Consider the following 25,340-nt stretch of genomic DNA (forward strand, 5'->3'; position numbering starts at 1 on the left):
GCACAGCCATCAATCTATTAACCGATAATCAGTTAAGAGGACAACCATGACAGTACCTTCTACTTACCTGCAGATGTTTTCTACGCTAAATGAATCAGGCGAACTGTGTCTCGAACTGGTCGAAAAACCCGTGCCAACACCAAAAGCCAATGAGGTTCTGGTGCGTATTGAGGCGACACCAATCAACCCATCTGATCAGGGAGTGATGTTCGGCTGGGCCGATATCAGTGCCGCCAGCACTTCCGGCAATGGGAGTAAATCAGTTCTCAGTGCACCTGTCTCCGAACAGGGTATGCGTGTCATGAAAGCGCGTGTGGGGCAGGCGCTGCCAGTTGGCAATGAGGGCGCTGGCACAGTCGTAGCCACTGGCGATTCCGAGTTGGCGAGCAGCCTGCAAGGCAAGGTCGTGGCTGTCATGGGTGGCAGCATGTATGCGCAGTACCGCTGTGTTGATGCGGCTACCTGCCTGCCTTTGCACGATGGTCACAGCGCCAAAGACGGTGCCTCCTGTTTTGTGAATCCGCTGACCGCGCTATCCATGATCGAAACCATGAAAATGGAAGGGCACTCGGCGCTGGTGCATACCGCCGCGGCTTCCAATCTTGGGCAGATGCTGGTGCGTATTTGCCAGGCAGATGGCGTTGAACTGGTTAATATCGTCCGCAAAGAAGAGCAGGCGAAACTATTGCGCGACATGGGCGCCAAATACGTCGTTAATTCCAGTTCCGATAATTTCAAAGCAGAGCTGACCGATGCCATTCACGCCACTGGTGCGACGCTTGCGTTTGATGCAACCGGCGGCGGCACCCTGGCGTCTGACATTCTGGCCTGCATGGAGGCAGCTGCCTCACGCACGCCGGGCGCCTACAGCATTTACGGCTCGGTAAAGCACAAGCAGGTTTATCTTTACGGCAATCTGGACACCTCTCCTACCGTGTTGCAGCGAGCCTACGGTATGGCGTGGGGTGTGGGTGGCTGGCTGCTTCCCAATTTCCTGGCCAAAGCTGGAACAGAGGTTGTTGCACGCCTGCGAGCGCGTGTGGCCAGTGAATTGAAGACAACGTTTGCCAGTCACTACACTAACGAGATTTCCCTGGTGGAGGCGCTGGATGCCGATACCGTCCGTCAATACTACGCCAAGCACACCGGCGAGAAGTTCCTGATCTGCTCGCAGAAGTAAAGGTCATGACGGGAAATTAACGCTGAGCCAGGCTCTCACGTACGGTCTTGACATGCGTTCGTGAGAGCGGGCAACGCTGCTGGTGAGTTAACAATAGCTCATACTTGCCCGCGCCTAGCGAGCGAAGCTCGTGAACTGCATCGAGATTGACCAGATGCGACCGGTGCGCTCTGATGAAGTTTGCCGGGAAAAGGGTCAACATCTCCTTCAACGATCGATCATCCAGAATCGTTTCGCCACTCACCAGTCTTATCTGGGAATAATTGCCCGCTCCCTGGATAGTGAGAATTTCTTTGCAATCTATAATCCGCGTTCTGCCAGCGGAGCGGACCAGAAGCTGGACTGTCCTGGGCAGGCTTTTCTTGACTGCAGTTGGCCTGCAAATCACTGCAAGCAGTGGGACTACGGCCGCGTACAGGTATTGATCAAAGAACAGGTCCTTGTCCAGACTCAGGCTGAGTAAAAGGCAGGCTAGAGCAGATGTCAGAATGATGCGGTTTCCTTGGCTGGCCTGTGGTGATTTCCAAACAAGAGCGATTGACGCAGGCACACTTGCCCAGAGTACGGCATGGACGACGTCCTGTGGCGGCCCAATCCACAGTGTGGCCACGATACCTGCGGCAGTCACTGCCAACAGTCCGCTGACGGGCATTCGCAGCCCCCCACGCCTGCCAAAGTAGAATGGTAATGTGCAGGCAAACACCATCAGTGCACTGGCGACCAGCCCCAATCTCAGCATGTGTAATCCGTAGGGATAGGCGTAAATGGCGCGGAAAAGCTCTGCGGTGGCAGCCACGAGCAGGCTGATAACCATCACCAGTCCCAGGCGTCTCTCATAGATGTTGGTGCTTACTATCACCAAGGTCGTTATGACAAGAAGAATGAAGCCAAGGAGCGGAGTAGAATAGTAGCCAATAGGTCGTCGAATCTCGGATGAGTAGCTGGCCAGTCGCAAGCCTGGCAGTATCTCACTGCCGTGAATAATTGAGTTCAGGCTGTGTTGTCGGTAGTGACTGGAAAGCTCCAGCAGGGCGATGTTATTGCCGGGCGCTACAGAGTCGACAGGCAGGTGGATGATGGCGTCAATAGGTCCGGCTGACTCACTTTCGGGGTCTTCGCCAGGTAGCCCCTTAAAGCCGACTTCATGGTCATTCCAGAACACGCGGGCGGAGAAAGTGCCAGAGAGATAAAGACCAAGCGGGGGGGCATCGGGTCCGGCACTGGCGACTGGTACGGTGAATACGGCGCGCAGCCAGCCATGGTTATTGTTTAGCTGCAGCGCGTCCAGCTCCGTGGGGAGCCATGGGCCGGATCGCTTGTCAGCAATTGAGACGGAGATCAGTTCCAGTGCGTTCTGAGTGCTCGCGGGCTGCAGAAGCTGCGGTACGGCGAGCAACAGGGCCGCGACCAGGTAGGGCGCGATCACCCAGGCTGCCAGGTATCGATCGAAAGCGGGAATCTGCAAACCGGTTCCAGTGCATTTCACATGGGAATAATGACGTTTCACGTATTATGCCTTGCTGGCGTCAGTGGCTTCAAAGACTATTGTCACCGGAGCCATTGCACAATCTCAGGAGTAAGTATGCATTTCAGTCGTTTATCCGGGCTGCCATCGCTCGCGCTCACAACGCTCACAATTGGCCTCGCGCTGGCGTTACCCGCGCACGCTCAGCCACAACAGGCACAAGCGTCATTAAATGGGCAGCAGGTGGCGCAGATGTTGTCGCAGGCCGAATCAATCTTCGCTGGGCAGCAACTGGTTGGCTTACAGGCGGCTGTATATGATGGACAGCGTGTGCATGAGCTCAACCTTGGGTATGCCGATATTGAACACCGCGTACCTGTAAGTTCAGAGACACGATTTGAGATTGCATCTATCACCAAGGCGTTTACCGGGCTCGCTCAGCTGCTACTGGCGCAGTCAGGCGAGCTGGACCTGGACAGGCCCGTTCAGGACTATGTGCCAGAATTTCCAGCTACACACGACGGAACACTGACAACGCGACAGCTCGCTGGCGCCACTGGTGGCATTCGCCACTACCAGGCCGAGCGCGATGCGGCCTTTTATGCCACACACTACGATTCGGTGATAGAGGCGCTCGATCTGTTCAAGGAGGATCCACTTGTGGCCGCGCCGGGCGCGACAAGTCATTACTCCAGTTACGGTTTTAACCTGATGGCGGCTGTGATCGAGCGGGCCGCTGAGAGGCCGTTCACTGACGTCGTCCGGACACGCGTGCTGAATCCCATGGGATTGGCGAATACTGGCTTTACAGATGTCCGAACGCCGATGCCAAATCGCAGCCGTCACTACACGTTTATTGATCTTTACAGCCGCGAGGCGCTGCCATCTATACAGGTGATGCCGACCCTGAATCACAGTTACAACATGGGTGGTGGCAACATGTATTCGACGGCGAGCGACCTGGTCAGTTTTGGTCGACAGCTGATCGTGCCTGGTTTTCTGAGCGATGATGTTCGCGCCGAGCTTGAGGCACCGCACTTCACGTCCGGTGGCCAGCCCAGTATGTTCAGTGATGGCTGGGTGATGATAGGGCTGCAGGCGCAGCCCCGCTTTCTGATGGCCGGCGGCAGCTATCCGGGGACACTGTCCCTGCTGCTGGTGTTCCCGGAGCTGCAGGTCGTGGCAGCAATGCTGACCAATACCTGGGGCCCGGACGGTCCCGATGTAATGGACCGTTTGATCATGGGCTGGACCGATCCGGCGTTGTTCAGCCCTCAGGGCCAGGATTAATGTTCAGTGTCAGGTGGCTGATAGCCATAAACGAGCACGTATAGTAATGGCGCTATCGAGCCCAGCAGCAGGGTCGCCACGATCCACGGCCAGAATGTAATCCGCCGGCGCCGCGCGTCCTGGGCCAGAAACAGCAGGACCAGGATCAGCGCGGCAGCCAGATCCACAAACACCTGCCAGCCGGCCGAACTGTCGACCAATAGTTGAAATATCCCGATGTAGCCAACATCAAGCAGGGCGACGACTGTCACGGCACCCAGCAGCAGCAATAAAACGAGCGATACGATACGATAGGCGTTCATAGGCGATCTCCTGTAGCGACTGCTACATATTAGCGAAACAATGTAGCGATTGCTACACACAAAATTTATGACCGAGAAAAAGCAGGCTATTCGCGCCGCTGTTGCGGCTCACCTCATCAGCACGGGTTTAACGGGCCATGGCATTCGCGCCCTGGCCAGCGCCGCTGGCACCAGCGACCGCATGCTGATTTATTACTTCGGCAGCAAAGATGAGCTGCTGCGTGAATCGCTGATGCTGGTCGTTGAGGGACTTGCCTTGCAGCTGGATCAGGAAATTGGCGCTGAGCGTCTGGACTACGCCGATCTGCTGGAGACATTGACTGTGCTGTGCCAGCAACCCGACTGGCGCCCCATGATCACGCTGTGGTTTGAAATTGTTGGCCTGGCCGCCAGAGGCGGTGAACCTTTCAAGACCATTGCCGGCCAGATAGCGGATGTGTTTGTAGACTGGATTGCGGCACACCTGCCTGATTCGGAGCGGCACAGTGCGACCGACCTGTTTGCGCACCTGGAAGGCAGAATGCTACTGACCGTGATCGGGCGCTGACTAGAACGGCCAGAGGATAATGGCCCAGACAATGGCCGCGCCGATCAGGCTGAACAGCACCGCGGCCGACCCCATATCCTTGGCGCGCCCGCTGAGCTCATGGTATTCGTGACCGATGCGGTCTATTGCCACTTCGATGGCACTGTTCAGCATTTCTGTCAGGAGGACGATCAGCAGGGATCCAACCAGCAGCGCGCGCTCGGCGGGCGTCACGTCAACCATGATGATGACCGGCGTCAGCAGGATGACAAGAATGACCTCCATTCGGAACGCCTCTTCTGAGCGCCATAAGGCTTTCAGGCCCTGCATGGAAAAACGCGTGGCATGGATCAGGCGCCTGACCCCTCTGGCCTCTGATTTCATAGGACTACCCCCAAGGCTGCGCATCAGAATGCAGCACGCCGGTCATATCGGCCAGCTGCTGGCGCGGATAATAACCTAAAAATATCCGCTGCGCTTCTTGCGTTCCATGGACCCCGCCTGGTCCTTGTCAATCGTCCGTCCCTCGCGCTCGCTGGTCCTGGATAGAAGCAGTTCCTGAATAATGTCAGATACCGAGGTAGCCATGCTGGGTGTTGCACCTGTCTGCGGATAGCAGCCCAGTGTCCGAAAGCGGATACTTCTTTCCTCCAGCGACTCGCGTTCTGCGGGTGTCAGGAAAGGCAGCATGCGCTCATCGTCCATGGCAAAAATCTGTCCGCTGCTCTCGCAGATCCAGCTCAGACGGGGTTTGGCAAAATACAGAGATACGATGTCAATGTTTTCCCGCAGGATATACAGCCAGATGTCCAGTTCAGTCCAGTTGGATAACGGGAACACCCGCACTGATTCTCCCGCCCTCAGCGTCGTGTTGTATACATTCCATAACTCTGGCCGCTGATTCTTGGGGTCCCAAACCTGGTTCTTGTCGCGCACGGAAAAAATTCGTTCTTTTGCCCGTGACTGCTCTTCATCACGCCTTGCACCACCAATGGCGGCATCGAACTTCAGGCGTGCCAGTGCCTGCTTGAGGGCCTGGGTTTTCATCGCATCGTTGTATGCGACCGACCCGGACGTGATGGGGTGTATGCCCTGTTCTACGGCTTCTCTGTTGATGTGTACTTCCAGCTTCAATTGCAGTCTTTGCGCAATCTCATCGCGAAACTGCGCCATCTCGGCAAACTCCCAGCCGGTGTCAACATGGAGCAGTGTGAATGGAATCCTTCCGGGGTAGAACGCTTTTCGTGCCAGATGTAACAGTACTGTCGAATCTTTACCGATTGAATAGAAAAGGCCCGGGTTCTGGTAGCTGGCGGCCACCTCGCGCATGATGTGGATGGCTTCGGCTTCGAGTGCGCGCAGGTGCGCCAGTGTTGTCTGTGTCATTGGCTGTTCTCAGCTTAGTGAATCACGCTTCTGTCTGTCGGGTGGCAGCGACCGGATAGCGCATCCTGATACCAGATAGCCGGCACGCTGATACTGTTTGATTCGGCAAAAGCGAGCAAATGATCAATTGGCGAAGGGTCAGTGCCGGTGGCTGACATCACGCTGACAATCGGGATGAGCTGTGGCCTGGCCCGAGAAGATTCGCCCCGTGACTGCCGCGCGAACGCAGCCAGAACATCTTGTGGCGCCGCAGATGTGCCAGTCCGGGTATCTGTGCCCTGCAGGCTGCAAAGTTGCCAGATGCCCTGCACACCAATCGATTCTCGCACTGTGAATTCGCTGTCTGCGCCCGGCAGACCAGATGCCAGCGATGAATCGATCCAGATGCCATGTAAAGGCAATTGGCCGCCAGGCTGGCTCCAATTGGCGAGGATCATGCTGTTTATGTGTTGCAGGGCGACAGGCAGGTCGTCGGCACTTCTTACAATCAGCCAGTTGTTCACTGTTTTCCTCTTTATTGTTCTGACTGTTGTCACTAGACCAGTGGCAATAAACAGACAGACATACTGATGCAGGTAAACGGCAAGTCCGACATTCTCTATCAGTTGTTTGTTAAATAAAAATCGAATAAATTTTAACAATCATTCGTTAAAAACTGATGAAACTCCCGTATGATGAACTACAAACAGCTGTATTACTTCTGGAACGTGGCAAAGCACGGTGGCGTGAGCCGGGCGGCCGAGCAACTGCATTTGACGCCGCAGACCATCAGTGGTCAGGTCAAAGAGCTGGCGCAGTCACTGGGTGTCGACCTGTTTATCCAGAGTGGGCGACGGCTCAAGCTGACGCCCGCTGGTGACCTTGTATTCGCTCATGCCGAGGAGATCTTTCAGACGGGCAAGGCGCTGGAAGCACGGCTCAAGAGCAGACAGCACCATTCTGAGCTTCTGCTGCGTGTGGGTGTGTCCAATGTAGTGCCAAAATCAATCGCCTTCAGTCTGTTGTCCCCGGCGCTGCAGCTTCCATCCCCGGTCAGGTTAAACTGCTATGAAGACAGGCTCGATGCCCTGTTTGCCGAGCTGGCCATCCATAACCTTGACCTTGTGATTGCAGATCGTCCGTTGTCCGCAGACACCGGCGTCAAGGGTTATAATCACCTGTTAGGTGAATGCTCACTAGCCTTTTACGGTACACCCGAGCTTGCCGAAACCGTCAAACCAGATTTTCCCATGTCACTGGACGGCGCACCGCTGTTGATGCCAGGACCGGACAGCGCATTGCCGCCCGCACTGGAGCGCTGGTTTGGTGACATGGACATTTCACCTCAGATCAAAGCTGAATTTGACGATTCAGGATTGATGAAGGCGTTCGGTCAGGAAGGAGTGGGGCTTTTTCCGGCTCCGGAGGTCATCAGAGAACAGGCGGCCAGGCAACATGGTGTGGTCATTGCCGGCGTGACAACGGCGATCACCTGTCGATATTATGCCATCACGCCGGAGCGGCGTTTGAAGCATCCGGCACTGGAAGCAATCAGTCGTTCGGCGCAGGACAGTCTTTTCAAGACACGCGTCGAGACCAGTCCTTAAGAGTGTGAAGGCGATGCCTGGATGAAAAGAAATTCATTGATGCAAAAACAGTTGCAGAATCCCATGTTACGGCCGATAGAACACAAAGGCCTGTTATCTTGTAAGGACTGATCCTTTTGACGCAGTAGATACAATCCAATGAAGTCCAATTTGAAAGCTATCGATCATTCAGCTTCGGCGGTCGCCGAGCATGTCGCACAGCTTGTTGAAAAGTCAGGCTTTTATCACGGGAATAGCTACCTGGAGTTCGAAAGCCGCCGACTGTATTCCGCATTTCAGCCCATTTACAGCATCGCTCACAAACGCATTGTAGGGCTGGAGGCGCTGGTGCGAGCCGTTGACGAGCAGGGCAATCCGGTATCGCCTGCTGCTTTGTTCAACAGGCGTCAGGGAGAGGCTGTTCATCAGCTGGACCTGATTTGCCAGCAAGTCCATCTCCAGAACTTTCATGCACTGGATCCGCCCGACGCCTGGCTGTTCCTTAATGTCGATCCATCTACACTCAGCCGTTGTGCGCGCTACACCAGCTTTCTTAACGATCTGCTGGTGCAGTATGGTTACACGCCAAACCGCGTTGTAATCGAAATACTCGAATCCAGCATCGAGGATGAAATCGAGCTGGAGCAGACTATTGGACAGTACAAGGATCTGGGTTTTCTGATTGCGATTGACGACTTTGGCGCCGGGCATTCCAACTTCGAGCGCATCTGGCGTATCCAGCCGGACATCGTCAAGTTGGATAGAGGCATGCTGAAAAAGGCTGGCCAGGACACCAGCGTCAAAGAGCTGCTGAAAGGCATTACCAGCATGCTGCACAACTGTAAGTGCCTGGTGCTGGCCGAGGGCGTGGAAACGACCGATGAGGCCCTGGCCGCGATGGATGCACAGGTTGATCTGATTCAAGGCTATTACTTCGCACGTCCGTTTCTGCTGTCCGAGTCCATTGCGACGCGCCGCGGTCTGTGGAAAGAGCTGTACAATGAATTCGACGAGCTGAATCTGTATATCCAGGAGCGCAAGCGCGAAAGCCTCGAGCCCTACCGCAACCGATTTGCAGCATTAACTGTTGGTGCACAAAAGAAGAATCAGCTCGAAGACATCTCCCAGCTCATGTTCAAACTGCCGCATAGCATCCGCCTGTATCAGCTGGCGCTCGATGGAGAACAGTGTCATGCCAACATCAACAGCCCCACTATCCAGATTGAAGGCAGAGACAGACTTTATGCGCTGGCCAATGCGCAAGGGGCAAGCTGGAAACGTCGTGACTATTATGTCAATGCGGTCAACAATCCGGGGAACGTGCAGATGACACAGCCGTACTTCTCTGTGTCGGACGGCACCCTTTGCATCACACTATCGGTACTTACCCGCCTGCACGGTGAAGACTTTATTGTCTGTTGCGATATCCTGTCGGGAGATTAAGGCCGCGTATTGTAAGCAGACCAACAAAGCGATCTCTTTTACCCGATTCTGCGTAGTTAATGACAAACCGACTCAACGGGCGTTAACCATGCTTGGCAAATTTATTCTGGCTCTCTCAACTATGGTGTTTATTGCGTATGGCCTGGTCAGTCTGGTCAATCCTGCGGTTCCGGCCGGTTACGCCGGACTGGTGATGACCAACGGCAATGCCTATGCAGAAATTGGCTCCATGTACGGCGGTCTGCAGACGGGTGTTGGGCTGTTCTGCCTGCTGGCCATTTTCCGCCCGGAATACTATCGTGGCGGACTTGCCGTTCTTGTCATTGGTATCGGCATGCTGGCGCTGGCACGACTGATTTCTGCTGTCATCACCAACGACGCGCTCACACTGTATACATGGGGTGCACTGGCCTATGAGACGGTCACAGTCGTGCTGGCAGCGATGGCTCTGTGGCAGTCATACAGAGCTGTACAGGCATAACAGATCAGGTATCACCCACCTCGGCGCCAAGTTCGGCGAGAGCTGCCTGAATCTCTGTGAGTACCTCCGCGCTGCTCTTACCCTGTTTCATGCCTTCCGACTGCGCGGTCAGCAATAATCGCGCATCGTCATCCCACCGGCGCAGAATCTCGATTTTCTGGCTCTTGCTGAATTCGTCTGCCGCCAGGACATCAGCGGGCGTATCAAAACTGCATGCTGGATCTTTAAGGATATCGTCGAACTTGTTCATGATGGGTGTGACCTCCCTCTGTCTACTTTAGAGCGCAACATGTGCGTCCGGGGGCGACTTTTCAGTGGTCTTGTCTTCCTTTTTACAGCATTCAGGGGCGTCATTCCACCCAAATGCCCTGCAGCGAGCTCCATGGCGCGTTGCGGCTTATGACTTGGAGGCTGCTTTTCTGTGCGCCGTATCAAGGCGTCATGCACTCAAACAGTGCCTGAAATAACACGCCTATATTCAGCTCAACCACGCGGACCACGTGCTGTCTGGCTGTGACGTTTTTAGCGGTTTGGCATTCTAGATGCATGATCAAATTCACAACAAGCCTGATAACAATAATCAAAGCAGGAACGCCATCTATGCGTGAACGAAAATCTAACGCTCGTCGTTTTTACTTATTGCTGGTATCAATCATTTCAGGTCTCAGCCCGGAGACCAGTCTCGCTCAGTCACCAAACGCCTTTGGCGCTCCCACCGAGACAGTGGCGGCACCGTCTGCCATGGTTTCGGCGGTGCCCGGTTCGCGGGCACAGGGCTGGCTGTCGCAGGGCAGATCGGAAGTACTTGCGCGACATGGCATGGTGGCCACCAGTGATCCGCTGGCTTCGCAGGCGGGTCTGGAGATCCTGATGCAGGGGGGCAATGCCATAGATGCGGCTGTTGCCGCCAGTGCGGTGCTGGACGTGACGTCGCCTAATGACACCAGTATTGGCGGTGACCTGTTCGCATTAATCTGGATCGCCAGTGAGCAGAAGCTGTACGGTATCGCTGCGGCGGGCTGGGCGCCGCAGGCTTGGACCCCCGAATTTTTCGCCGATACGCTGCAGGTAGAGCGTGTACCCAATCGTGGTGTAAACGGTGCCACGGTACCGGGCGCCATCGCCGGTTATGAAGCGATGCTGCAACGGTTCGGGACCATGGGGTTTCAGCGGACGCTAAACCGTGCAGCAACGATCGCCGAGGACGGTTGGGCTCTGAGCGAGCGCCGTCACGCTGATTTGATGGGTTCGCTGGATCGTATCAGAAGTGATTCCGACACCATTGAAACTTTTCTGGTTGATGGCGAGCCGCCACCGCTCTACAGCATTATTCGCAATCCGGGACTGGCGCAGGCCTTGCGGCTGATTCAGGCGCAGGGCGCCGACGCGTTTTACCGCGGACCCATTGCCGAGGCGATTGTGGAGAAGGTTCAGGCCAACGGCGGGGTGATGACGCTCGACGATCTTGCGGAATTTACGCCGGAGTGGGTGGAGCCGGTAACAACAGATTACCGCGGGTATGAAGTCCATCAGCTGCCACCGCCAGGGCAGGGATTTGCGGCACTCCAGATGCTTAACCTGCTGGAGGTCTGCGCGCCGGTGCATGATGTGCGTCTGGCGGAACTGGGCCCCGCGAATCCCGACTACTGGCACTTTATGGTTGAAGCAAAAAAGATCGCCTACTCAGATTTGCATGCCTACAACGCTGATCCTGATTTTGTGGACATCCCGCTGGATCGGCTACTGGCCAAAGACTATGCCGCCGATCAGTGTGCACGAATCGACATGGACCGAGCCACGCCGCCTGCAACTAAAGGTGGGCTGGACGGCGGAACGATTTACATGAGCACGGCCGATCGCTGGGGCAATATGGTGTCCTTGGTGCATAGTGTTTTTTCAGTCTACGGGAGCGGAGCGACAGTTGCCCCCTATGGATTCATTCTGCATAACCGTGGATCCGGGTTTTCTCTGGAAGACGGGCACCCAAATCAGGTAGCGCCTCGCAAACGACCATTCCACAGCATCATGGCCGGATTTGTGACTCAGGGCGATCAGGCAGTCATGGCCTTTGGCAACATGGGCGGCAGTGTACAACCCGAAACGCATGTTCAACATCTGGTGAACATGATTGACCATGGCATGAATGTACAGATGACCACCGATGCTGCGCGTTTCACGCACAGTCAGAATCAGAATGTTCTGTCTCTTGAGCAGGAACTCTACAATCTCGTTGGTAGTGCCCTGCGCGGCAAAGGCCATGATTTACGTGTCGTAGACGGCAGTGCCGTTGGTGGCTACAACGCGATTTTGTTCACGCCAATGCCGGGGACGATGCCGCCGGCGGCGGGGGATCAGGTGTCACCAGTTAACGGTGTTTATCGGGCGGGGTCGGATCATCGCAAGGATGGTCAGGCTGTGGGGTGGTAGTGGGCGCGTTGGAGCGTGTCGACGATCGGAGGAAGGGGGTTCAGCATCCCGTGGTGGAATGCAACCGCTGTCGCCATGGAGCGGTTGCAAACGCCAAGTTTTCGATAAATGTCTTTCACGTAACCGTCAATTGTGTGCGGACTGAGGGACAGCGCTCTGGCGATTTTCTTGTTGCTTTTGCCTTGCGCAAGCTCACGCAGAACATCCTGCTCTCGAATGGTCAGCGGCAGCGATTGAGGGCTGGGTTTTCTATTATTCTGTACAGTGCGTAGCTGAATCGCCCCGGGTTTCCTGGAGGCTCCTAACTCTGAGAGAATGGAGCCATGAGCAAACCAAAGTCAAACCGATTTTCCCCTGAGGTCCGCGAGCGCGCCGTGCGTATGGTGCTGGAGCATCGCGGTGAGTATCCATCCCTGTGGGCTGCAATCGAGTCGATTGCCCCATCGGGTTATCGGCACTATGCCGCGTGCCAGCGCAGCCCGCAGCTGCGCTGCGCCAGAGCCAAACGTGACGAGGAGCTGATGGTTGAGATTCGCCGTGTGTGGAACGCTAATTTCCAGGTATATGGCGCTGACAAACTGTGGCGTCAGCTTAACCGCGAAGGCATCACAGTGGCGCGCTGCACAGTGGAAAGGTTGATGAAAGTCATGAGCATACAGGGCGCCCGACGCGGCAAGGTTGTGCGTACCACGATCCCTGATCAGAACGCGGCATGCCCGCTGGATAAGGTTCATCGGCAATTTAATGCGGACAGACCCAACCAGCTGTGGGTGTCTGATTTTACGTATGTCTCTACCTGGCAAGGCTGGGTCTATGTGGCCTTCGTGATTGATGTGTTTGCTCGTTCCATCGTTGGCTGGCGTGTCAGTACCAGCATGCGCACAGACTTTGTACTGGACGCGTTGGAGCAGGCCTTGTATGCGCGTCAGCCAACCGATGCACTGATTCATCACAGTGACCGCGGCTCGCAATACGTCTCTATCCGTTACACAGAACGACTGGCTGAGGCTGGTATTGAGCCATCGGTTGGCAGTCGAGGTGACAGCTACGACAACGCACTGGCAGAAACGATCAATGGCTTGTACAAAACCGAACTGATAAATCGCCGGGCGCCGTGGAAAAGTCGTGAAGCCGTGGAGCTGGCCACACTGGAATGGGTGACCTGGTTCAATCAACACAGGCTGTTGGAAAGCATCGGGTATATACCTCCGGCAGAAGCTGAGGCAACCTACTACCGCCAACTGAGTGAACCAATGGCTCAAGCGGCGTAACTTAAACCAAATGGCCTCCAGGAAACCCGGGGCGATTCACCTTCCCGGCAGAGAAGCGGTTGGAAGCGTTTGATTACAGGCATCAGACGACCGTCACCAAGCGCCAGATCAGTGCGCTGCTGGACTTTAACTTTATCGAAGAGCGCCAGAATCTGGTGTTCATCGGACCGCCGGGGGTGGGTAAGACCCACTTGGCCATTGGGATTGGCCACAAGGCCGTCGAGGCTGGTTACCGTGTGCTGTTCACCAACGCGCTGGATCTGGTTGAAGAGCTGGAGCTGGCCGAGATGAAAGGCCAGCTGAAAAAACGTATCAGCTAGCTGATCAAATACGATCTGCTCATCATTGATGAGCTGGGCTACCTGCCGATGACCAAGCAGGCTCGCTACAACCTGTTTCAACTGATCAACGGTTTATACGAGTACCGCTCCATCATCCTGACAACCAACAAGGACTTCACCGCCTGGGGCGAGTTCTTTCATGATGACAACGTGGCGGTACCGATTATCGATCGGATCATCCATCACTCGCATGTGTTTATGCTGGGTGGTGAAAGCTACCGGCTGAAGCAGAAAACCATGAGTTAAACGAAACTGGGTGGGTCAATTTTATTGGCCAAAAGTGGGTCAAAATTATTGGCCATTGACATCTGACATCGGTAGAAAATACAAAGACTACCGGGAAGAACTTCGCCTACGCAAAACGCGAATGGCCAGGCAGCTAGCACTTGAATATTTCGCTGGGGTTAGTGCCCCCAGTGTCAGGCAATCGAGAAAACATGCGTTTAATGTAATTCGTTCGTCGACAGGGTTGCCAAAACATCTTCTAAAGAAAGCGATAAATGATGTCTATCGTGGGCTCTTTGGCGACGCAAACTGTTTTTGAGTGAACCTGTCGTTAGCGTAGACTAGTGATGAGTACTGCCATTGCATCCAACCGCTCCTTGGTCTGCTCCCAATTAGGCATCACCTGGCTCATTAAGCGATAAAAGCGTTCGCTGTGATTATGCTCGGCGATGTGGCAAAGCTCATGCAGGATGACGTAATCTATACAGGTGCGGGGAGCTTTGACAAGCTGCGGATTCAGGGTAATGCGGCCGTTGGGTGAGCAACTGCCCCATTGGGTTTGCATGCTGAGCACTCTGATCGGTGGTCGAAAGTTGACCCATAGAGCGTGCTCAAGCATCGCCTCTAGGCGCTTCGCGAATACGTCTTTTGCTCTGGATTTATACCAGTCTGAAAGCAGTGCCGTGACCGCTTCCTTGCTCTTCTGACGCACGGTGATCTGTAAATGTCCGCGTAATAGTTTGACGCTCTGAGTCTGATCAGGCGCTTCGATAACTTTCAGCACGTATTGCTTGCCAAGGTAATAATGGCTTTCGCCGCTAATGTATTGCCTAGGTACGATGTGTTCAGATCGTGCCCGAAAGTCTCGTAGTTGCTGATATATCCAGCGCCCGCGTTTCTTTACGGCGGCAATCACTGCATCATTGGCGGCTTCTTCTGGCGCAGACACCACAATCCTGCAATCCGGATGTACTTTTATCAGCACCTTGCCGTTAGAGTGTTCACGTCTGACGCGCTCAAACTCGATGCGTTCATCGCCGTAGCTAAAGGTCAGCGTCTGGCCTTTGGGTTTTATGGGTACGTTCATAACGGTTAATAGGCGCTGGCGTGTGCATTCAGCCCCACGCGGGTAATCTGTACAATCATTTCCACGACTTTTTTGGCCTGATCCATGCCGCCGCCGATGGCTTTGCATTCCTGGAACATGCGCGGCAACAGTTTTTTGCGAATGTCGGCCTCAATGTTTTGCGGATTGATGGAGTTTTCTGCGACTGACGTTTCAACGGCCTGGTCAATCTCAAACGCCAGTTTCACCCATTTATCTTGGGCTTGCTGATCAACGATTGTGAATGCCTCGGGCAATATTTTCTTGAAGACGCCGAAGTAGGCCTGGGCGTGACGATTGCCGTTGAATGCATTTGGTATGTCAGGCAAACGGCGATCCTGAACCTGTTCCTCGAACTCACAAAAAAGCATGTATTGTTTCAGCGGGTGATCAAATAGTTTTTCAGCCTCTTCAATGGCCTGGCGGAGTAATTTGGAGAAAGCCTCTTGGGCATAGGGATCATCCCTTAGGTCTTGCTCAATCTTTCGCGTGACCCGTGTTTTGATAATGTCGGTTTCATTACGGGTTTTTTCCTCACTCCAGTTTTTTGGGTCTTGCTGCTGGCCCATTTTGCCAACTTCATAGACGCCACCGGGTTCCCTAACCTCGACACCGACCACATGTTTATCCAGCAGCTTTTTGACTTGCTCGGAATATTCGTCATAGTCGATCTTCTCGCCAGCATCCTGCTGCACGAGTTGACGCAGGCTGGAAAGCTGTTTGACCGTCTCTTTGTAGTGCCGCCGGTCGTCGTCGCTGAAACTTTTGTCTTCATAGAATGTGGCGGACTGCAGCGCAACTTTCAGACAGCTGGCAAACGCGGTCAAGGCCTCGTAGAAGTCCTCGCGCACCTTCAGGTTTGCATCCACCAGCTCGCCTTGCCTATCCACTATTTTCGGAACGAGCACCTGGCGCAGCTGCTCAATATCATTTTTATTCTTCACACCGTCAAATGTGGCCCATAGGGTTTTGTACAGTTGCGGTAGGCGCTTGTACTCGGTGCTCATCTGGTTATACAGGCCGGCAATATCATTGATGTCGTAGCCTCCCTGGGTACGCGAGGCCAGATCCTGGTACTTTTGAATAGTGGTGTCGAGCTCAGACAGAATACCGCGATAGTCGATCAGCAAGCCGAACTTCTTCTTCGGGTGAAGCCGATTCACTCGCGCAATGGCCTGAATCAGGCTGTGTTCTTTAAGCGGCTTATCGATGTATAGCACTGCATTTTTAGGCTCATCAAAACCAGTCAACAGCTTATCAACCACAATCAGAATTTTTAGCGATTCGTCTTTATCGAAGCGTTCGATCAGATGCTTGGTATAAGTCTGTTCATCGCCAGAGCCCACGGTTGATTTCCACCACTGTGTGACCTCTGGCGCGGTTGACTCATCCACTTCAGTATTACCTTCGCGAGTATCCGGTGCGCTCATGACCACGGCAGATTCAAACAGACCTGCCTCGTCCAGGTACTTTTTATACTTGATGGCGGCGGCTTTACTGTCACAAGCTAACTGGCCCTTTAGCCCGTCATCGATGTTTTTAACAAAGTGATTGGCGATATCCAGCGCGATCAATCGAATGCGGTCATCGGCGCCGTATACCTGACCTTTCTTAGCGTACTTCCGCTTCAGATCGGCTTTCTGTTGATCAGACAAACCTTCTGTAATTCGGTCAAACCAACTGTCGATGGCGCGCTCATTGACATCCAGATCAGGTATACGCTCTTCATAAAGCAGCGGCGTCACTGCTCGGTCCTCCACGGCACGCTGCATGGTGTAGGCATGAACAATAGGGCCAAACTTGTTGGTAGTCTTGTCATCCTTCAGCAATGGTGTGCCGGTGAAAGCAACAAACGCCGCGTTTGGCAGCGCTTGTTTCATGCGGATATGGTTTTCACCGCCCTGACTGCGATGCCCCTCATCAATCAACACAATCAGGTCTGCGCTGGTATTCACGCACTCTGCCAGTTTAGTGGCAGTATTAAACTTCTGGATGAGCGAGAAGATAATCCGTTCAGTGCCTTTGCCAATCTGCTCAGCCAGGCGCTTGCCGGAGGTAGCCATAGCGGCTTCTTTGTCTTTTTTGTCCGCCAGCTCCCCACCAGAGGCAAAGGTTTTACTGAGCTGATTTTCCAGATCTACCCGGTCCGTCACTACCACAATACGGCACTGCTTCAGGCTGTCGTGCAGGATCAGCGCCTTGCTCAAAAACACCATGGTGAAAGACTTGCCAGAGCCAGTGGTATGCCAAATCACGCCACCCTCGCGCCCGCCATCCGGGCGGCGGACATTGATACGATCAATCAGACGTTTTATGCCAAATACCTGTTGATACCGGGCAACGATTTTGCCGACCTTTTTATCGAACAGAGTGAAAAAGCGGATCATCTCCAGCAGCCGCGCCGGACTTAACAAACTAATCAGAAGTTGATCCTGGCCCGTCACAGCAAGCTCGCCACCGGCAATCAGATTTTTATACCAATGCATATCTGCTGCCGGTCGGTGACTGAACAGACCGGCTAGTTGTTCTTGCGACAAGGCCTTGTTCTTGGTGACGTACATCTCGGCATCGGAGATGTCTTCTTCTCGCCAGGACGCCCAGAACTTTGCTGGCGTGCCGCAGGTACCATAACGGCCCTCATTGCCATTAATGGACAGCAACAACTGGGTGTAGGCAAATAAAAGGGGGATCTCGTCATGGCGCTGGTTGCGCAGACTTTGCGAGACACCCTCATCTATCGTTGGGCCTTTTTTAGCATTGCCGTCAGGCCGCTTGGCCTCGATGACTACCAGCGGAATGCCGTTCACAAAACACACAATATCCGGGCGCCGCGCCTCCACGCCGCCAGAGCGGGTTACCGTAAACTCCTCGGTAAACACAAAGCTGTTATTGGCCGGGTTTTGCCAGTCAATCAGGGCGACCGTTGGATTGACCTTTTTGCCATCCACAAATTCAGTGACGGAAATGCCGTAGAGCAGGTGGTTGTATAGCCGCTCATTGGCTGCCAGCAGCCCTTCGTTGAGAGCGGGACTACACACTTCAGCAATCAGGTTATCGATGGCTTTATCGGATAATGAGCAGGTTTGACCAGCAAAACCAAAGGTACGTTTCTGCAGTTCAGTGCGCAGTATCTGGCGTAATACCACCTCATCCTGTCTGCCCCCGCGCGCCGCTAGCGCCTGTTCGGGCGACAGGAAGGACCAGCCCAGGTTGTTCAGTAAGGTGAGAGCCGGTAGCTTGGCGCTGAACTCTTCCTGGAATTTAGGGATGATTACCATATCAATGCGCCCCACAGCATTTCTTGTATTTCCTTCCGCTACCACACGGGCAGGGCGCATTCGGCCCGATTTTGGGCTGTGAGCGCACAAACGGCAGTACGTTCGTCATTGTCTTGCTGCTAACACTGGCACGATGGGCGGGCGCAAGGTGAGCGCGTTTGTCCAGCCAGTATTTATGCAGTTTGCGAACTGCCGGCTCTATCTCGGCCACTGTCCGCTGGTGCTCCTCCAGCGTCAATTGCTCAAGCACCGGGAAATTTTCCTCCAGCCCATGCAGCGCAATCGCCTCCAGCCAGGTGTTTATCTCGTCAGGCAGCTCCGGCCAATTACCCAGGCGCACACCGCGCATATAACCAAAACACCATTCTTCCGCGACAATTACTTCCGGCTCGGCCGCATAGTTGATGTTGAACATCGCGTTAAATTCTTCGGGTGCATCCACCAAACAGGAAGCTGAGCTGTTCATCATCGCCATGACCGTGCTCATGAAGCGTCTAACTTCCTGCTCAGATTCCCATGCCGGAGAATTCTCTGCGCCACCCCACACTTCCGGCAGCCACTGGCTAGGCATAATCATATTGGGGCCGGAGACAATGGCCGTAAGGAAACCGTCCAGCTCCGAGACATCCAGAATGGAGTCGTCGTTGCCGTATTTCATGAGCATGTCTCCGACGAAATCGATGTCGGATCCGTTTATGTAGTCAGTCACGTCATCGCCCCATCTTTGAATTTCTTATAGCCTTTCCAATGATAGTATCGCCAAGACGTCGCTTAGTTGCCGAATTGCCAGACCCGGATGAACCACTCGTCCACCCCATGATTGGGCAATCATACTTTTCCAGAACCTAAGTTTCTCCGGGTCCTGCGACTGATACAACTCGGCATTCACTGGACAGTCATTGGCTATCATTACAGTGGTAACTTCACTATACGTTGGGTATTCGCCACTACTTTCTTGATAATCTGGTAAGCTCGCTATGCCAAGGATTTCTCCGATTTCCTTTGCATCGGCTCGCCCTTGTGAAATGGAATGAGCTATTTCAGGCTTCATGCAAAAAATATAAACAGCAAACATTCTAAGAATCATAACACCGAAGATTAAGCCCCTATCAAAGCCTTTGTAAGACGACAAGGTTTGGTATATTTCAAAATGTCGGACAAGTGTTTCTATTTCACGCAAGGTCATGTGTTGAGTCTGAATCAATTCTCTGAGAAAGCCAAAATTACCGTCTCTGTCGGCGATTCCTGTATCCTTTAGCGCGTCGCTTTGAATAATGAGCGAGTGACAATGAGAAACAGCAGCGAACAAGTTATCCGTAACATCCGACGGTACTTTTTCAGGCAAAGAAAATCGAAACTTCAGAAATTTATCGAGATATTTTTGCGCATCAACGGCGTCACCATAGCAATGATTGATAGCCGCTCTTAGTTGGTGGCTATTCGTCACCAAAACAAACTTAACACCTGTTACATCAAAAGTATGTTTGACCACTTCGAGCATCTTTACTGCAAAGTCAGGTCTGCATCGATCAAGTTCATCTATGAAGATTAAAATTGGCTCATCTTTGGAGATATCCATTAGACATATTTGTAGCGCCGCTATGTTTTCCTCAGATTTTTCATGATCTTTTAATAGCGCCGATACTGATGCGTCAATTACTTTGCCGGCAGCATCTTCAAGATGCTGCTCCAAGCCTTCAGCTATTTCATCGAAATTTTTTCGTAGTAGATGACTGACGCCAGCTTTAAGTGCTGTTTGTATGCCATATCGAGCAACCGGTATCGCCTTGGCTATAAAAGATTCTCGTTGCTCGCCCTCGGGCAGTAAGCCAAGCACCTCGCCAAGAATAGTCATCAGTGGGTTGTCGGCATGATCAGCTTTGAAGGCATTTATGTATAGCGTTCTGTATCCGTCATGCTCATTTTCAATTTCGTTGATCAACTTAAAGCAGAATTCCGTTTTACCAGTACCCCAATGACCATCAATCACCATTGGAGAAACGTTTATGTCTGATTTTAATAACGCAATGACTTTTTCAGCGATCTGTGCGCGTTTGAACTCGTCGCGACCATCGTCACCATGAAATCGTAGCTGACTCATATCCTGAGACATCAGTGATCCCCTCCATTGCAAACGCTTACTCTGCGTTTTCCAGTTAGTATTTGCTGCATCAGGGCTTTCTTTTCTTTCCTAAGAGCGTCGAGTTTCTGTTGCAGAATTTCTATTTTTTCATCGGCAGCGGACAGAATGGAGGCAATCTCTTGCTGCTCCTCTGAATCTGAGGGAAAGTTGACGTTCAACGACTCCAAGTCTCTCTTTTGGATGTTTGGAAGGCCTGAGCCAACACGAAGTCTCATTATTCTAATCTGATTGAATTTAAGCAGGTGGTACGCGAAGGCGGGATTTATTTTCAAATTTTTGATGGCATAGCAATGTCCGCCGCACCAGAAATTCTTAGTTTGGAAGCCAACATGACCACATGAGTTTCCACCTTCACTGATAGTTATTGTGTTTGCCTGGGTGTTGAATGCACTTGTGTATCCTGATGGTTCTACTCCCCCATTTATTACAGGAAAAGCACCTGCTTTGGAGAGGGTGTCCTTGTTAAGTTGGACCCCTTTGGATATGTCCAGAAGTTGTTTGAGGTAACTGTGTTTCCATTCTCCACTAAAGCAAACCCCATTCTTATCCAGCAGGCGTTTATTGCCTGTGAGCAATTGTTGCATCAGGGCTTTTTTCTGCTGCTGGCTGTTGGTGAGCAATTGTTCGGTGGTGGTGATGGCTTTGTCCCAGGTGGAGAGGATTTGGGCGATTTTCTTTTGCTCTGCATACGGAGGCAAAGCAATTCTAAGCTTCTTGAAATATGGCAACCCTATTGTCTTGATAGTAGAGCCAACGGCCTGCCGCTCGAATTCCTTTTTATTCAATTGAAGCCAGTTATATAAGAACCAGCTGTTGATTGTTTTGTTGTTGTCGCATTTCCATGCAATAAAGTGTTGGCTGACGGCCATGGGTACTGCTATAACGCCGCTTTTACCAATGCCGGCATCTCGTGACAGGATTACTGTCTCCGCCGGGTGTAGTTCGGCGGAGCTATTTTTCAATCCGGTATCTGAGATTTCATTATCCGACTGATAAATGTAACCTTTGTCCAGTCGATAACTGTCCGCTAGTGAAATCCACTTTATGCCGCCTCCCCAATATTCAGGAAAGGATTTGCTGGGTGTATGACCGCTGCAGCGAGTTGCAAATCTATCCAGAAGGTCGTATCTCCAACCGGCTGGGATTTTTTCCTGAGATAGGCTACGTGCCACGACATAACTCTCCACGGTAAAAGGGCATGTTTTTCTGCAAGGTCGTTTTACGGCACATCTCTCTAGTCGTTTCCATTATCTTCAAGCCCCAACGTATCCGGATTTTTCAATGACTTCTTATCCGCTGACGCCAACCGTCGCTCAACCTTCTTTACATCCTCTGCCGGTGGCAGACTTTCTGGACGGATACCGCGCTTGATGAGCGTCTGACGTACCGCTTCATTATTGGTCACATGTTCGCTGGAGATTTCCTGCTCGCTTTGCATGTTGTTGGTGCGTGCATTGTGAATGGTGATTTCGGTGGCGAAGTCTTTGGCCTTGAGAATGATGGTTGGCGCAAAGTCTGCCAGGGGGCGGTTATCGGGCACTTTCCAGCGGGCTTTCATGGTCTGGGTATTGCTGCCAAACAAGGCGCTATCACCCTTGCTGCGAATCAGGGCGAAGTTCTGGTTGCCGCCAGTTTGCTCAAAAATGACGCTGGACAGCTCCTTTTCAGTGGCTGACAGCTTCTGGCGAGCCTGCACCCGCTCGGCCTCCAGCAAGCGCTGCTCAATCAGCTCGGCCTGGCGGGTCTGCATAGCAAAATAGGTCTGGGCGAAGGCAATTTCGGCCTTTCTGGGGTCACCGTTCTGGGCGATCAGGTAACAGGCATAGCGGGTGAGCATCACATCGTCAATTTCGCGCTGACTGCCAGAACCCAGCTCGACCATTTTCCCGACGTCGGCAAAATGGTCCGAGATCGCATGACCACTGACTTCGCAGGCGGTTTTAGCTTTGCTGATCACGCTCTGGAAATTGTCCCATTTGCCGTAGCCGAGCAGGTGCTGAACATCCCGTGCCAGCCAGAACTCAACGCCGGTGTCGGTTTGCTGGGCATGACCTTCAAAGGTTGTGGTCAGCGTTTGAATCTGTTGCTGTTCCATGGCATCAAGTCCTTATTTAGTGGCATCCAGATAGCCCAATTCGGCCAGATAACCTTCCATCTCCGTTTCCAATTCAGCCAGTTGGGCCTTCAGTTTTAGTCGCTCGGCACGCACCGCCATCAGGTCGATCTCTTCCTCTTCTTCAAAGGTGTCGACGTAGCGTGGAATATTGAGGTTGTAGTCGTTCTCTTTGATCTCTTCCAGGCTGGCGAGATATGCGTATTTGTCGACGCTCTTGCGGGCCTGGTAGGTGTCGATGATCTTGCGGATATTGTCCTCGGCCAGCAGGTTCTGGTTTTTGCCTGCTTTGAACTCGCGGCTGGCATCAATAAACAGTACCTTTTTATCTGATTTTGACTTTTTGAATATCAGAATGGCTGCCGGGATGCCGGTGCCGTAGAACAGTTTCTCTGGCAGACCGATGACGGCGTCCAGCAGATTCTCTTCAATAAGTTGCTGGCGAATCCTGCCTTCACTTGAACCTCGGAACAGCACGCCGTGGGGTACCACAACACCCATTCTGCCGCTTTTGGGTTTCAGGGTTTCGATCATGTGCAGGATGAAGGCATAGTCACCCTTGGTTTTTGGTGGTACGCCGCGGCGGAAGCGGCTGAATTTGTCGTGCTCGGCTTCGTCGTGACCCCACTTGTCCAGGCTGAACGGCGGGTTGGCAGTGACGATGTCAAAGAGCATCAGATCGCCGTTTTTGTTCAGCAGCTTGGGGTTGCGGATAGTGTCGCCCCATTCGATCTTGTGGTTGTCTTCGCCGTGCAGGAACATGTTCATTTTGGCCAATGACCAGGTGGAGCCGATGGCTTCCTGGCCATACAGCGCATAGTTCTTGCTATTGTGATGAGTGCGCACTTTACTGCCGCATTTCATCAGCAGTGAGGCCGACCCACAAGCTGGATCGCAGATGCTGTCGCCCGGTTGCGGGTCGAGCAGTTCGGCAATCAGATCGGACACCTCGGGCGGTGTATAAAACTCGCCAGCTTTCTGGCCACCACTGGCAGCGAAGTTCTTGATTAAGTATTCGTAGGCGTTGCCAATCACGTCGAGGGTGCCGACGCGGCTGGGCTTGAGGTCGAGTTCGGGTTTAGCGAAGTCTTCCAGCAGGTGACGCAGAATGGTGTTCTTCTGCTTTTCCTCGCCCAGTTTGTCGGTGTTGAAGGAGATGTCCTGGAAAACGCTTTTGCCGGCGTCTTTGAGTTTGGTGCCGTTGGCTTCTTCGATAGCGTGCAGGGCCTGGTCAATTCGCTCGCCATTACCGGGTTCGTGTCGGTGCTCATAGAGCGTGTAGAAGCTGGCATTTTTCGGCAGCACAAAACGCTCGTTTTTCATCATCTCTTCGATCAGCTCCGGCTCGTCGCCATATTGGTCTTTGTAGCTGTCGTAGTGGTCCTGCCAGACATCGGAGATGTACTTGAGGAACAGCATGGTGAGGATGAAATCCTTGTAGGTGTCGGCGCTGATGGTGCCGCGAAACGTGTCGCAGGCGGCCCACAGGGTTTTGTTGATGCTGTCCTGATTGATTTTGTCGTGATTGCTCATGTTCAGTTCTTTTCCTTGAGTAGCTGCAAAAACATGCCCTGCAGCATGCGTTCTCTATTATTCAATAAGTCGCGTGTGAGCTGCTGCTCCTGCGCCCAGATCCGGTTGAGGTGCAAGATCTTGTGCTGAGTTGCCAGGCTGGGAATATCCAGTTTTAGCGCTCTGGCAGCAGCTGTGCTAAGCATCGGTATACTGGAGCCTTGGCTGGCGATGTCTTCCAGGTATCGCTGCATTCGGGGTTGGTTCAGCGACCAGCACAAGAATTCTGCGGTCACTTTGGCAGATCTTGGCCGGATAAGAATGACTTGGCTGCTGGCGACCACGGGCAGAGCACTTGTCTCGGCACCGGTGTATGCCGCGCGGAAATAACCCCCTCGAGCTGGTAGCAGGACGGTATTAGGTGTGACTAGAGTCTTTGCGCGCCCATCCCACTGAATCTGAGGCATTTGATTTACGTCGAGCAGGTCGACACCTGTCACATCCTGGCGCTGGCGTATATCCTTTATCTGGACCACGTAGGCATTACCGTTGCTAAGCTCTTCGATCTTGCCGCGAAAGGTGAACCCCGATCGGATATCGGCGATCTGAGCCAGACTTGTCAGGTTGTGGGGCAGTATCATGTATAGCTCGATTTATTTATATAGCAGTAGAGCACCTACCGCATATTTTCTGCCCAGCTTAGGCTTGGGTCAAGAAAATAATGCTGCCAATTTCTATTTCCTAGGCATGGAAGGCCGAATCTAGCAGCACTTGCCCAATAGCAACAATCAAGCTATCGTCATGCAATTGCCGAAGAATCAATAGGATGTTGGTAAAATGCGCCTCTTTCTAGAGATGACGATCGTGATAGCAATCCGGAATATTGGCACGAGTTTCTTGCTGATGCGCGGACGATATCGACTACCACATAAGTGTTTTATGATTGCCAGGCAATGAATGCCTGACTTCATCTCAAAACCTGTAACTAAATATTAGTTACATTAGCTTGCGATTTTGAGCTTAGGGGACTAAACTTTGACTGCAGGAAGCAAGGCACTAGAAAAAATCAAGGCGAATCCAGGCAGGGTTGTCACATGGACGGAGCTTTGTGCGATCATGAAACATCTCGGTTATGAAATAAAACAAAGAAGCGGGTCTCGGACCGCTTTTTTTCATCCTAAGACAAAGCGCATTCACATGTTCCACAAACCGCATCCCGGTGATGAGCTGGTGGTTGGCGCGCGACTAGAATTCATCAATATATTGCAAGATCTGAGGGAGCTGTAG

The 25,340-nt window shown here is 53.0% G+C and carries 24 protein-coding genes and 1 pseudogene; 10 read left to right on the forward strand and 15 right to left on the reverse strand.

Annotated features, from left to right (window positions below):
- The first annotated feature begins 46 nt into the window (after positions 1 to 46).
- A complete protein-coding gene (locus QGM61_RS08360; protein WP_281132671.1) occupies positions 47 to 1,180 on the forward strand; it encodes a zinc-binding dehydrogenase in 1,134 nt (377 codons plus the stop codon).
- A gap of 16 nt (positions 1,181 to 1,196) precedes the next feature.
- Here the strand turns inward: QGM61_RS08360 and QGM61_RS08365 are convergent, their stop codons facing one another.
- Positions 1,197 to 2,687, reverse strand: coding sequence for a LytTR family DNA-binding domain-containing protein (locus tag QGM61_RS08365; RefSeq protein ID WP_281132672.1), 1,491 nt, complete (start codon positions 2,685 to 2,687; stop codon positions 1,197 to 1,199).
- A 75-nt stretch (positions 2,688 to 2,762) separates the two neighbouring features.
- Here QGM61_RS08365 and QGM61_RS08370 point away from each other — a divergent pair, with 75 nt between their 5' ends.
- Positions 2,763 to 3,935, forward strand: coding sequence for a serine hydrolase domain-containing protein (locus tag QGM61_RS08370; protein ID WP_281132673.1), 1,173 nt, complete (start codon positions 2,763 to 2,765; stop codon positions 3,933 to 3,935).
- Here the strand turns inward: QGM61_RS08370 and QGM61_RS08375 are convergent.
- Positions 3,932 to 4,237, reverse strand: a complete 306-nt coding sequence (locus QGM61_RS08375; protein WP_281132674.1) for a hypothetical protein — start codon at positions 4,235 to 4,237, stop codon at positions 3,932 to 3,934. The two genes, QGM61_RS08370 and QGM61_RS08375, sit on opposite strands and share 4 nt — an antisense overlap.
- Positions 4,238 to 4,304: 67 nt before the next feature.
- Between QGM61_RS08375 and QGM61_RS08380 the strand changes: the two genes are divergently transcribed.
- Positions 4,305 to 4,784, forward strand: coding sequence for a TetR/AcrR family transcriptional regulator (locus QGM61_RS08380; RefSeq protein WP_281132675.1), 480 nt, complete (start codon positions 4,305 to 4,307; stop codon positions 4,782 to 4,784).
- On the opposite strand, the gene QGM61_RS08385 is transcribed toward QGM61_RS08380, so the two are convergent.
- The 3 genes from QGM61_RS08385 to QGM61_RS08395 all read right to left on the reverse strand — a co-directional run bounded on the left by QGM61_RS08385 (position 4,785) and on the right by QGM61_RS08395 (position 6,652).
- Entirely contained in the window at positions 4,785 to 5,147 is a 363-nt protein-coding gene (locus tag QGM61_RS08385; RefSeq protein ID WP_281132676.1) for a diacylglycerol kinase, read from the reverse strand. It abuts the gene before it with no gap.
- A gap of 75 nt (positions 5,148 to 5,222) precedes the next feature.
- Positions 5,223 to 6,149, reverse strand: a complete 927-nt coding sequence (gene cysD, locus QGM61_RS08390) for a sulfate adenylyltransferase subunit CysD (RefSeq protein WP_281132677.1) — start codon at positions 6,147 to 6,149, stop codon at positions 5,223 to 5,225.
- A gap of 14 nt (positions 6,150 to 6,163) precedes the next feature.
- Positions 6,164 to 6,652, reverse strand: a complete 489-nt coding sequence (locus QGM61_RS08395) for a hypothetical protein (protein ID WP_281132678.1) — start codon at positions 6,650 to 6,652, stop codon at positions 6,164 to 6,166.
- 168 nt (positions 6,653 to 6,820) lie between these two features.
- Here QGM61_RS08395 and QGM61_RS08400 point away from each other — a divergent pair, with 168 nt between their 5' ends.
- From QGM61_RS08400 to QGM61_RS08410, 3 genes are all read left to right on the forward strand, one after another.
- Positions 6,821 to 7,735: a LysR family transcriptional regulator gene (locus QGM61_RS08400; RefSeq protein WP_281132679.1), complete on the forward strand. Its 915-nt coding sequence runs from the start codon at positions 6,821 to 6,823 to the stop codon at positions 7,733 to 7,735.
- A 138-nt stretch (positions 7,736 to 7,873) separates the two neighbouring features.
- The gene (locus tag QGM61_RS08405; RefSeq protein ID WP_281132680.1) at positions 7,874 to 9,157 is read left to right on the forward strand and encodes an EAL domain-containing protein; all 1,284 of its coding nucleotides are present in this window, start codon (positions 7,874 to 7,876) and stop codon (positions 9,155 to 9,157) included.
- Positions 9,158 to 9,245: 88 nt separating this feature from the next.
- Positions 9,246 to 9,638 carry a DUF4345 family protein gene (locus QGM61_RS08410; protein ID WP_281132681.1) on the forward strand — a complete coding sequence of 131 codons (393 nt, stop codon included), beginning with the start codon at positions 9,246 to 9,248 and terminating at the stop codon, positions 9,636 to 9,638.
- A gap of 4 nt (positions 9,639 to 9,642) precedes the next feature.
- Here the strand turns inward: QGM61_RS08410 and QGM61_RS08415 are convergent, their stop codons facing one another.
- Positions 9,643 to 9,888 carry a hypothetical protein gene (locus tag QGM61_RS08415; protein WP_281132682.1) on the reverse strand — a complete coding sequence of 82 codons (246 nt, stop codon included), beginning with the start codon at positions 9,886 to 9,888 and terminating at the stop codon, positions 9,643 to 9,645.
- Positions 9,889 to 10,238: 350 nt separating this feature from the next.
- Here QGM61_RS08415 and ggt point away from each other — a divergent pair, with 350 nt between their 5' ends.
- Complete coding sequence (ggt, locus tag QGM61_RS08420; protein WP_281132683.1) at positions 10,239 to 12,065, forward strand: gamma-glutamyltransferase; 1,827 nt, start codon at positions 10,239 to 10,241, stop codon at positions 12,063 to 12,065.
- Here ggt and QGM61_RS15345 read toward each other — a convergent pair.
- On the reverse strand, positions 12,047 to 12,382 hold the full coding sequence (locus QGM61_RS15345; protein WP_411268759.1) for a response regulator transcription factor: 336 nt from the start codon (positions 12,380 to 12,382) through the stop codon (positions 12,047 to 12,049). The two genes, ggt and QGM61_RS15345, sit on opposite strands and share 19 nt — an antisense overlap.
- A 6-nt stretch (positions 12,383 to 12,388) precedes the next feature.
- Between QGM61_RS15345 and QGM61_RS08425 the strand changes: the two genes are divergently transcribed.
- Together QGM61_RS08425 and istB are read left to right on the forward strand one after the other, a co-directional pair.
- Complete coding sequence (locus QGM61_RS08425) at positions 12,389 to 13,336, forward strand: IS3 family transposase (protein WP_281132684.1); 948 nt, start codon at positions 12,389 to 12,391, stop codon at positions 13,334 to 13,336.
- 53 nt (positions 13,337 to 13,389) lie between these two features.
- Positions 13,390 to 13,923 (forward strand): annotated as a pseudogene (istB, locus tag QGM61_RS08430) (IS21-like element helper ATPase IstB); the annotation flags it as partial.
- 310 nt (positions 13,924 to 14,233) lie between these two features.
- On the opposite strand, the gene QGM61_RS08435 reads toward istB, so the two are convergent.
- From QGM61_RS08435 to QGM61_RS08470, 8 genes are all read right to left on the reverse strand, one after another.
- A complete protein-coding gene (locus QGM61_RS08435) occupies positions 14,234 to 14,989 on the reverse strand; it encodes a M48 family metallopeptidase (protein WP_281132685.1) in 756 nt (251 codons plus the stop codon).
- 5 nt (positions 14,990 to 14,994) lie between these two features.
- Positions 14,995 to 18,285 carry a type I restriction endonuclease subunit R gene (locus QGM61_RS08440; RefSeq protein ID WP_281132686.1) on the reverse strand — a complete coding sequence of 1,097 codons (3,291 nt, stop codon included), beginning with the start codon at positions 18,283 to 18,285 and terminating at the stop codon, positions 14,995 to 14,997.
- A gap of 1 nt (position 18,286) precedes the next feature.
- Entirely contained in the window at positions 18,287 to 18,994 is a 708-nt protein-coding gene (locus QGM61_RS08445; protein WP_281132687.1) for a UPF0149 family protein, read from the reverse strand.
- Between the two features lie 24 nt (positions 18,995 to 19,018).
- Positions 19,019 to 20,398 carry a KAP family NTPase gene (locus QGM61_RS08450; protein ID WP_281132688.1) on the reverse strand — a complete coding sequence of 460 codons (1,380 nt, stop codon included), beginning with the start codon at positions 20,396 to 20,398 and terminating at the stop codon, positions 19,019 to 19,021.
- Complete coding sequence (locus tag QGM61_RS08455; protein ID WP_281132689.1) at positions 20,398 to 21,600, reverse strand: restriction endonuclease subunit S; 1,203 nt, start codon at positions 21,598 to 21,600, stop codon at positions 20,398 to 20,400. Before QGM61_RS08455 ends, QGM61_RS08450 begins: the two co-directional genes overlap by 1 nt.
- A 62-nt stretch (positions 21,601 to 21,662) precedes the next feature.
- Complete coding sequence (gene dinD, locus QGM61_RS08460) at positions 21,663 to 22,523, reverse strand: DNA damage-inducible protein D (RefSeq protein ID WP_281132690.1); 861 nt, start codon at positions 22,521 to 22,523, stop codon at positions 21,663 to 21,665.
- 12 nt (positions 22,524 to 22,535) lie between these two features.
- Positions 22,536 to 24,074, reverse strand: coding sequence for a type I restriction-modification system subunit M (locus QGM61_RS08465; protein ID WP_281132691.1), 1,539 nt, complete (start codon positions 24,072 to 24,074; stop codon positions 22,536 to 22,538).
- Positions 24,075 to 24,076: 2 nt separating this feature from the next.
- On the reverse strand, positions 24,077 to 24,694 hold the full coding sequence (locus QGM61_RS08470) for a restriction endonuclease subunit S (RefSeq protein WP_281132692.1): 618 nt from the start codon (positions 24,692 to 24,694) through the stop codon (positions 24,077 to 24,079).
- A gap of 394 nt (positions 24,695 to 25,088) precedes the next feature.
- On the opposite strand from QGM61_RS08470, the gene QGM61_RS15350 reads away from it, so the two are divergent.
- A complete protein-coding gene (locus tag QGM61_RS15350) occupies positions 25,089 to 25,340 on the forward strand; it encodes a type II toxin-antitoxin system HicA family toxin (protein ID WP_411268757.1) in 252 nt (83 codons plus the stop codon).

The organism is Pseudohongiella sp. SYSU M77423, from assembly GCF_029911965.1.
In the GTDB taxonomy this organism is placed as follows: domain Bacteria; phylum Pseudomonadota; class Gammaproteobacteria; order Pseudomonadales; family Pseudohongiellaceae; genus Pseudohongiella.

Bases quoted from the DNA above. Each gene is read 5' to 3' on its own strand.
- QGM61_RS08360 (WP_281132671.1), top strand. From the start codon at position 47: ATGACAGTACCTTCTACTTACCTGCAGATGTTTTCTACGCTAAATGAA.
- QGM61_RS08370 (WP_281132673.1), top strand. From the start codon at position 2,763: ATGCATTTCAGTCGTTTATCCGGGCTGCCATCGCTCGCGCTCACAACG.
- QGM61_RS08375 (WP_281132674.1), bottom strand. From the start codon at position 4,237: ATGAACGCCTATCGTATCGTATCGCTCGTTTTATTGCTGCTGCTGGGT.
- QGM61_RS08380 (WP_281132675.1), top strand. From the start codon at position 4,305: ATGACCGAGAAAAAGCAGGCTATTCGCGCCGCTGTTGCGGCTCACCTC.
- QGM61_RS08385 (WP_281132676.1), bottom strand. From the start codon at position 5,147: ATGAAATCAGAGGCCAGAGGGGTCAGGCGCCTGATCCATGCCACGCGT.
- cysD (WP_281132677.1), bottom strand. From the start codon at position 6,149: ATGACACAGACAACACTGGCGCACCTGCGCGCACTCGAAGCCGAAGCC.
- QGM61_RS08400 (WP_281132679.1), top strand. From the start codon at position 6,821: ATGATGAACTACAAACAGCTGTATTACTTCTGGAACGTGGCAAAGCAC.
- QGM61_RS08405 (WP_281132680.1), top strand. From the start codon at position 7,874: ATGAAGTCCAATTTGAAAGCTATCGATCATTCAGCTTCGGCGGTCGCC.
- QGM61_RS08410 (WP_281132681.1), top strand. From the start codon at position 9,246: ATGCTTGGCAAATTTATTCTGGCTCTCTCAACTATGGTGTTTATTGCG.
- QGM61_RS08415 (WP_281132682.1), bottom strand. From the start codon at position 9,888: ATGAACAAGTTCGACGATATCCTTAAAGATCCAGCATGCAGTTTTGAT.
- ggt (WP_281132683.1), top strand. From the start codon at position 10,239: ATGCGTGAACGAAAATCTAACGCTCGTCGTTTTTACTTATTGCTGGTA.
- QGM61_RS08425 (WP_281132684.1), top strand. From the start codon at position 12,389: ATGAGCAAACCAAAGTCAAACCGATTTTCCCCTGAGGTCCGCGAGCGC.
- QGM61_RS08435 (WP_281132685.1), bottom strand. From the start codon at position 14,989: ATGAACGTACCCATAAAACCCAAAGGCCAGACGCTGACCTTTAGCTAC.
- QGM61_RS08440 (WP_281132686.1), bottom strand. From the start codon at position 18,285: ATGGTAATCATCCCTAAATTCCAGGAAGAGTTCAGCGCCAAGCTACCG.
- QGM61_RS08450 (WP_281132688.1), bottom strand. From the start codon at position 20,398: ATGTCTCAGGATATGAGTCAGCTACGATTTCATGGTGACGATGGTCGC.
- dinD (WP_281132690.1), bottom strand. From the start codon at position 22,523: ATGGAACAGCAACAGATTCAAACGCTGACCACAACCTTTGAAGGTCAT.
- QGM61_RS08465 (WP_281132691.1), bottom strand. From the start codon at position 24,074: ATGAGCAATCACGACAAAATCAATCAGGACAGCATCAACAAAACCCTG.
- QGM61_RS08470 (WP_281132692.1), bottom strand. From the start codon at position 24,694: ATGATACTGCCCCACAACCTGACAAGTCTGGCTCAGATCGCCGATATC.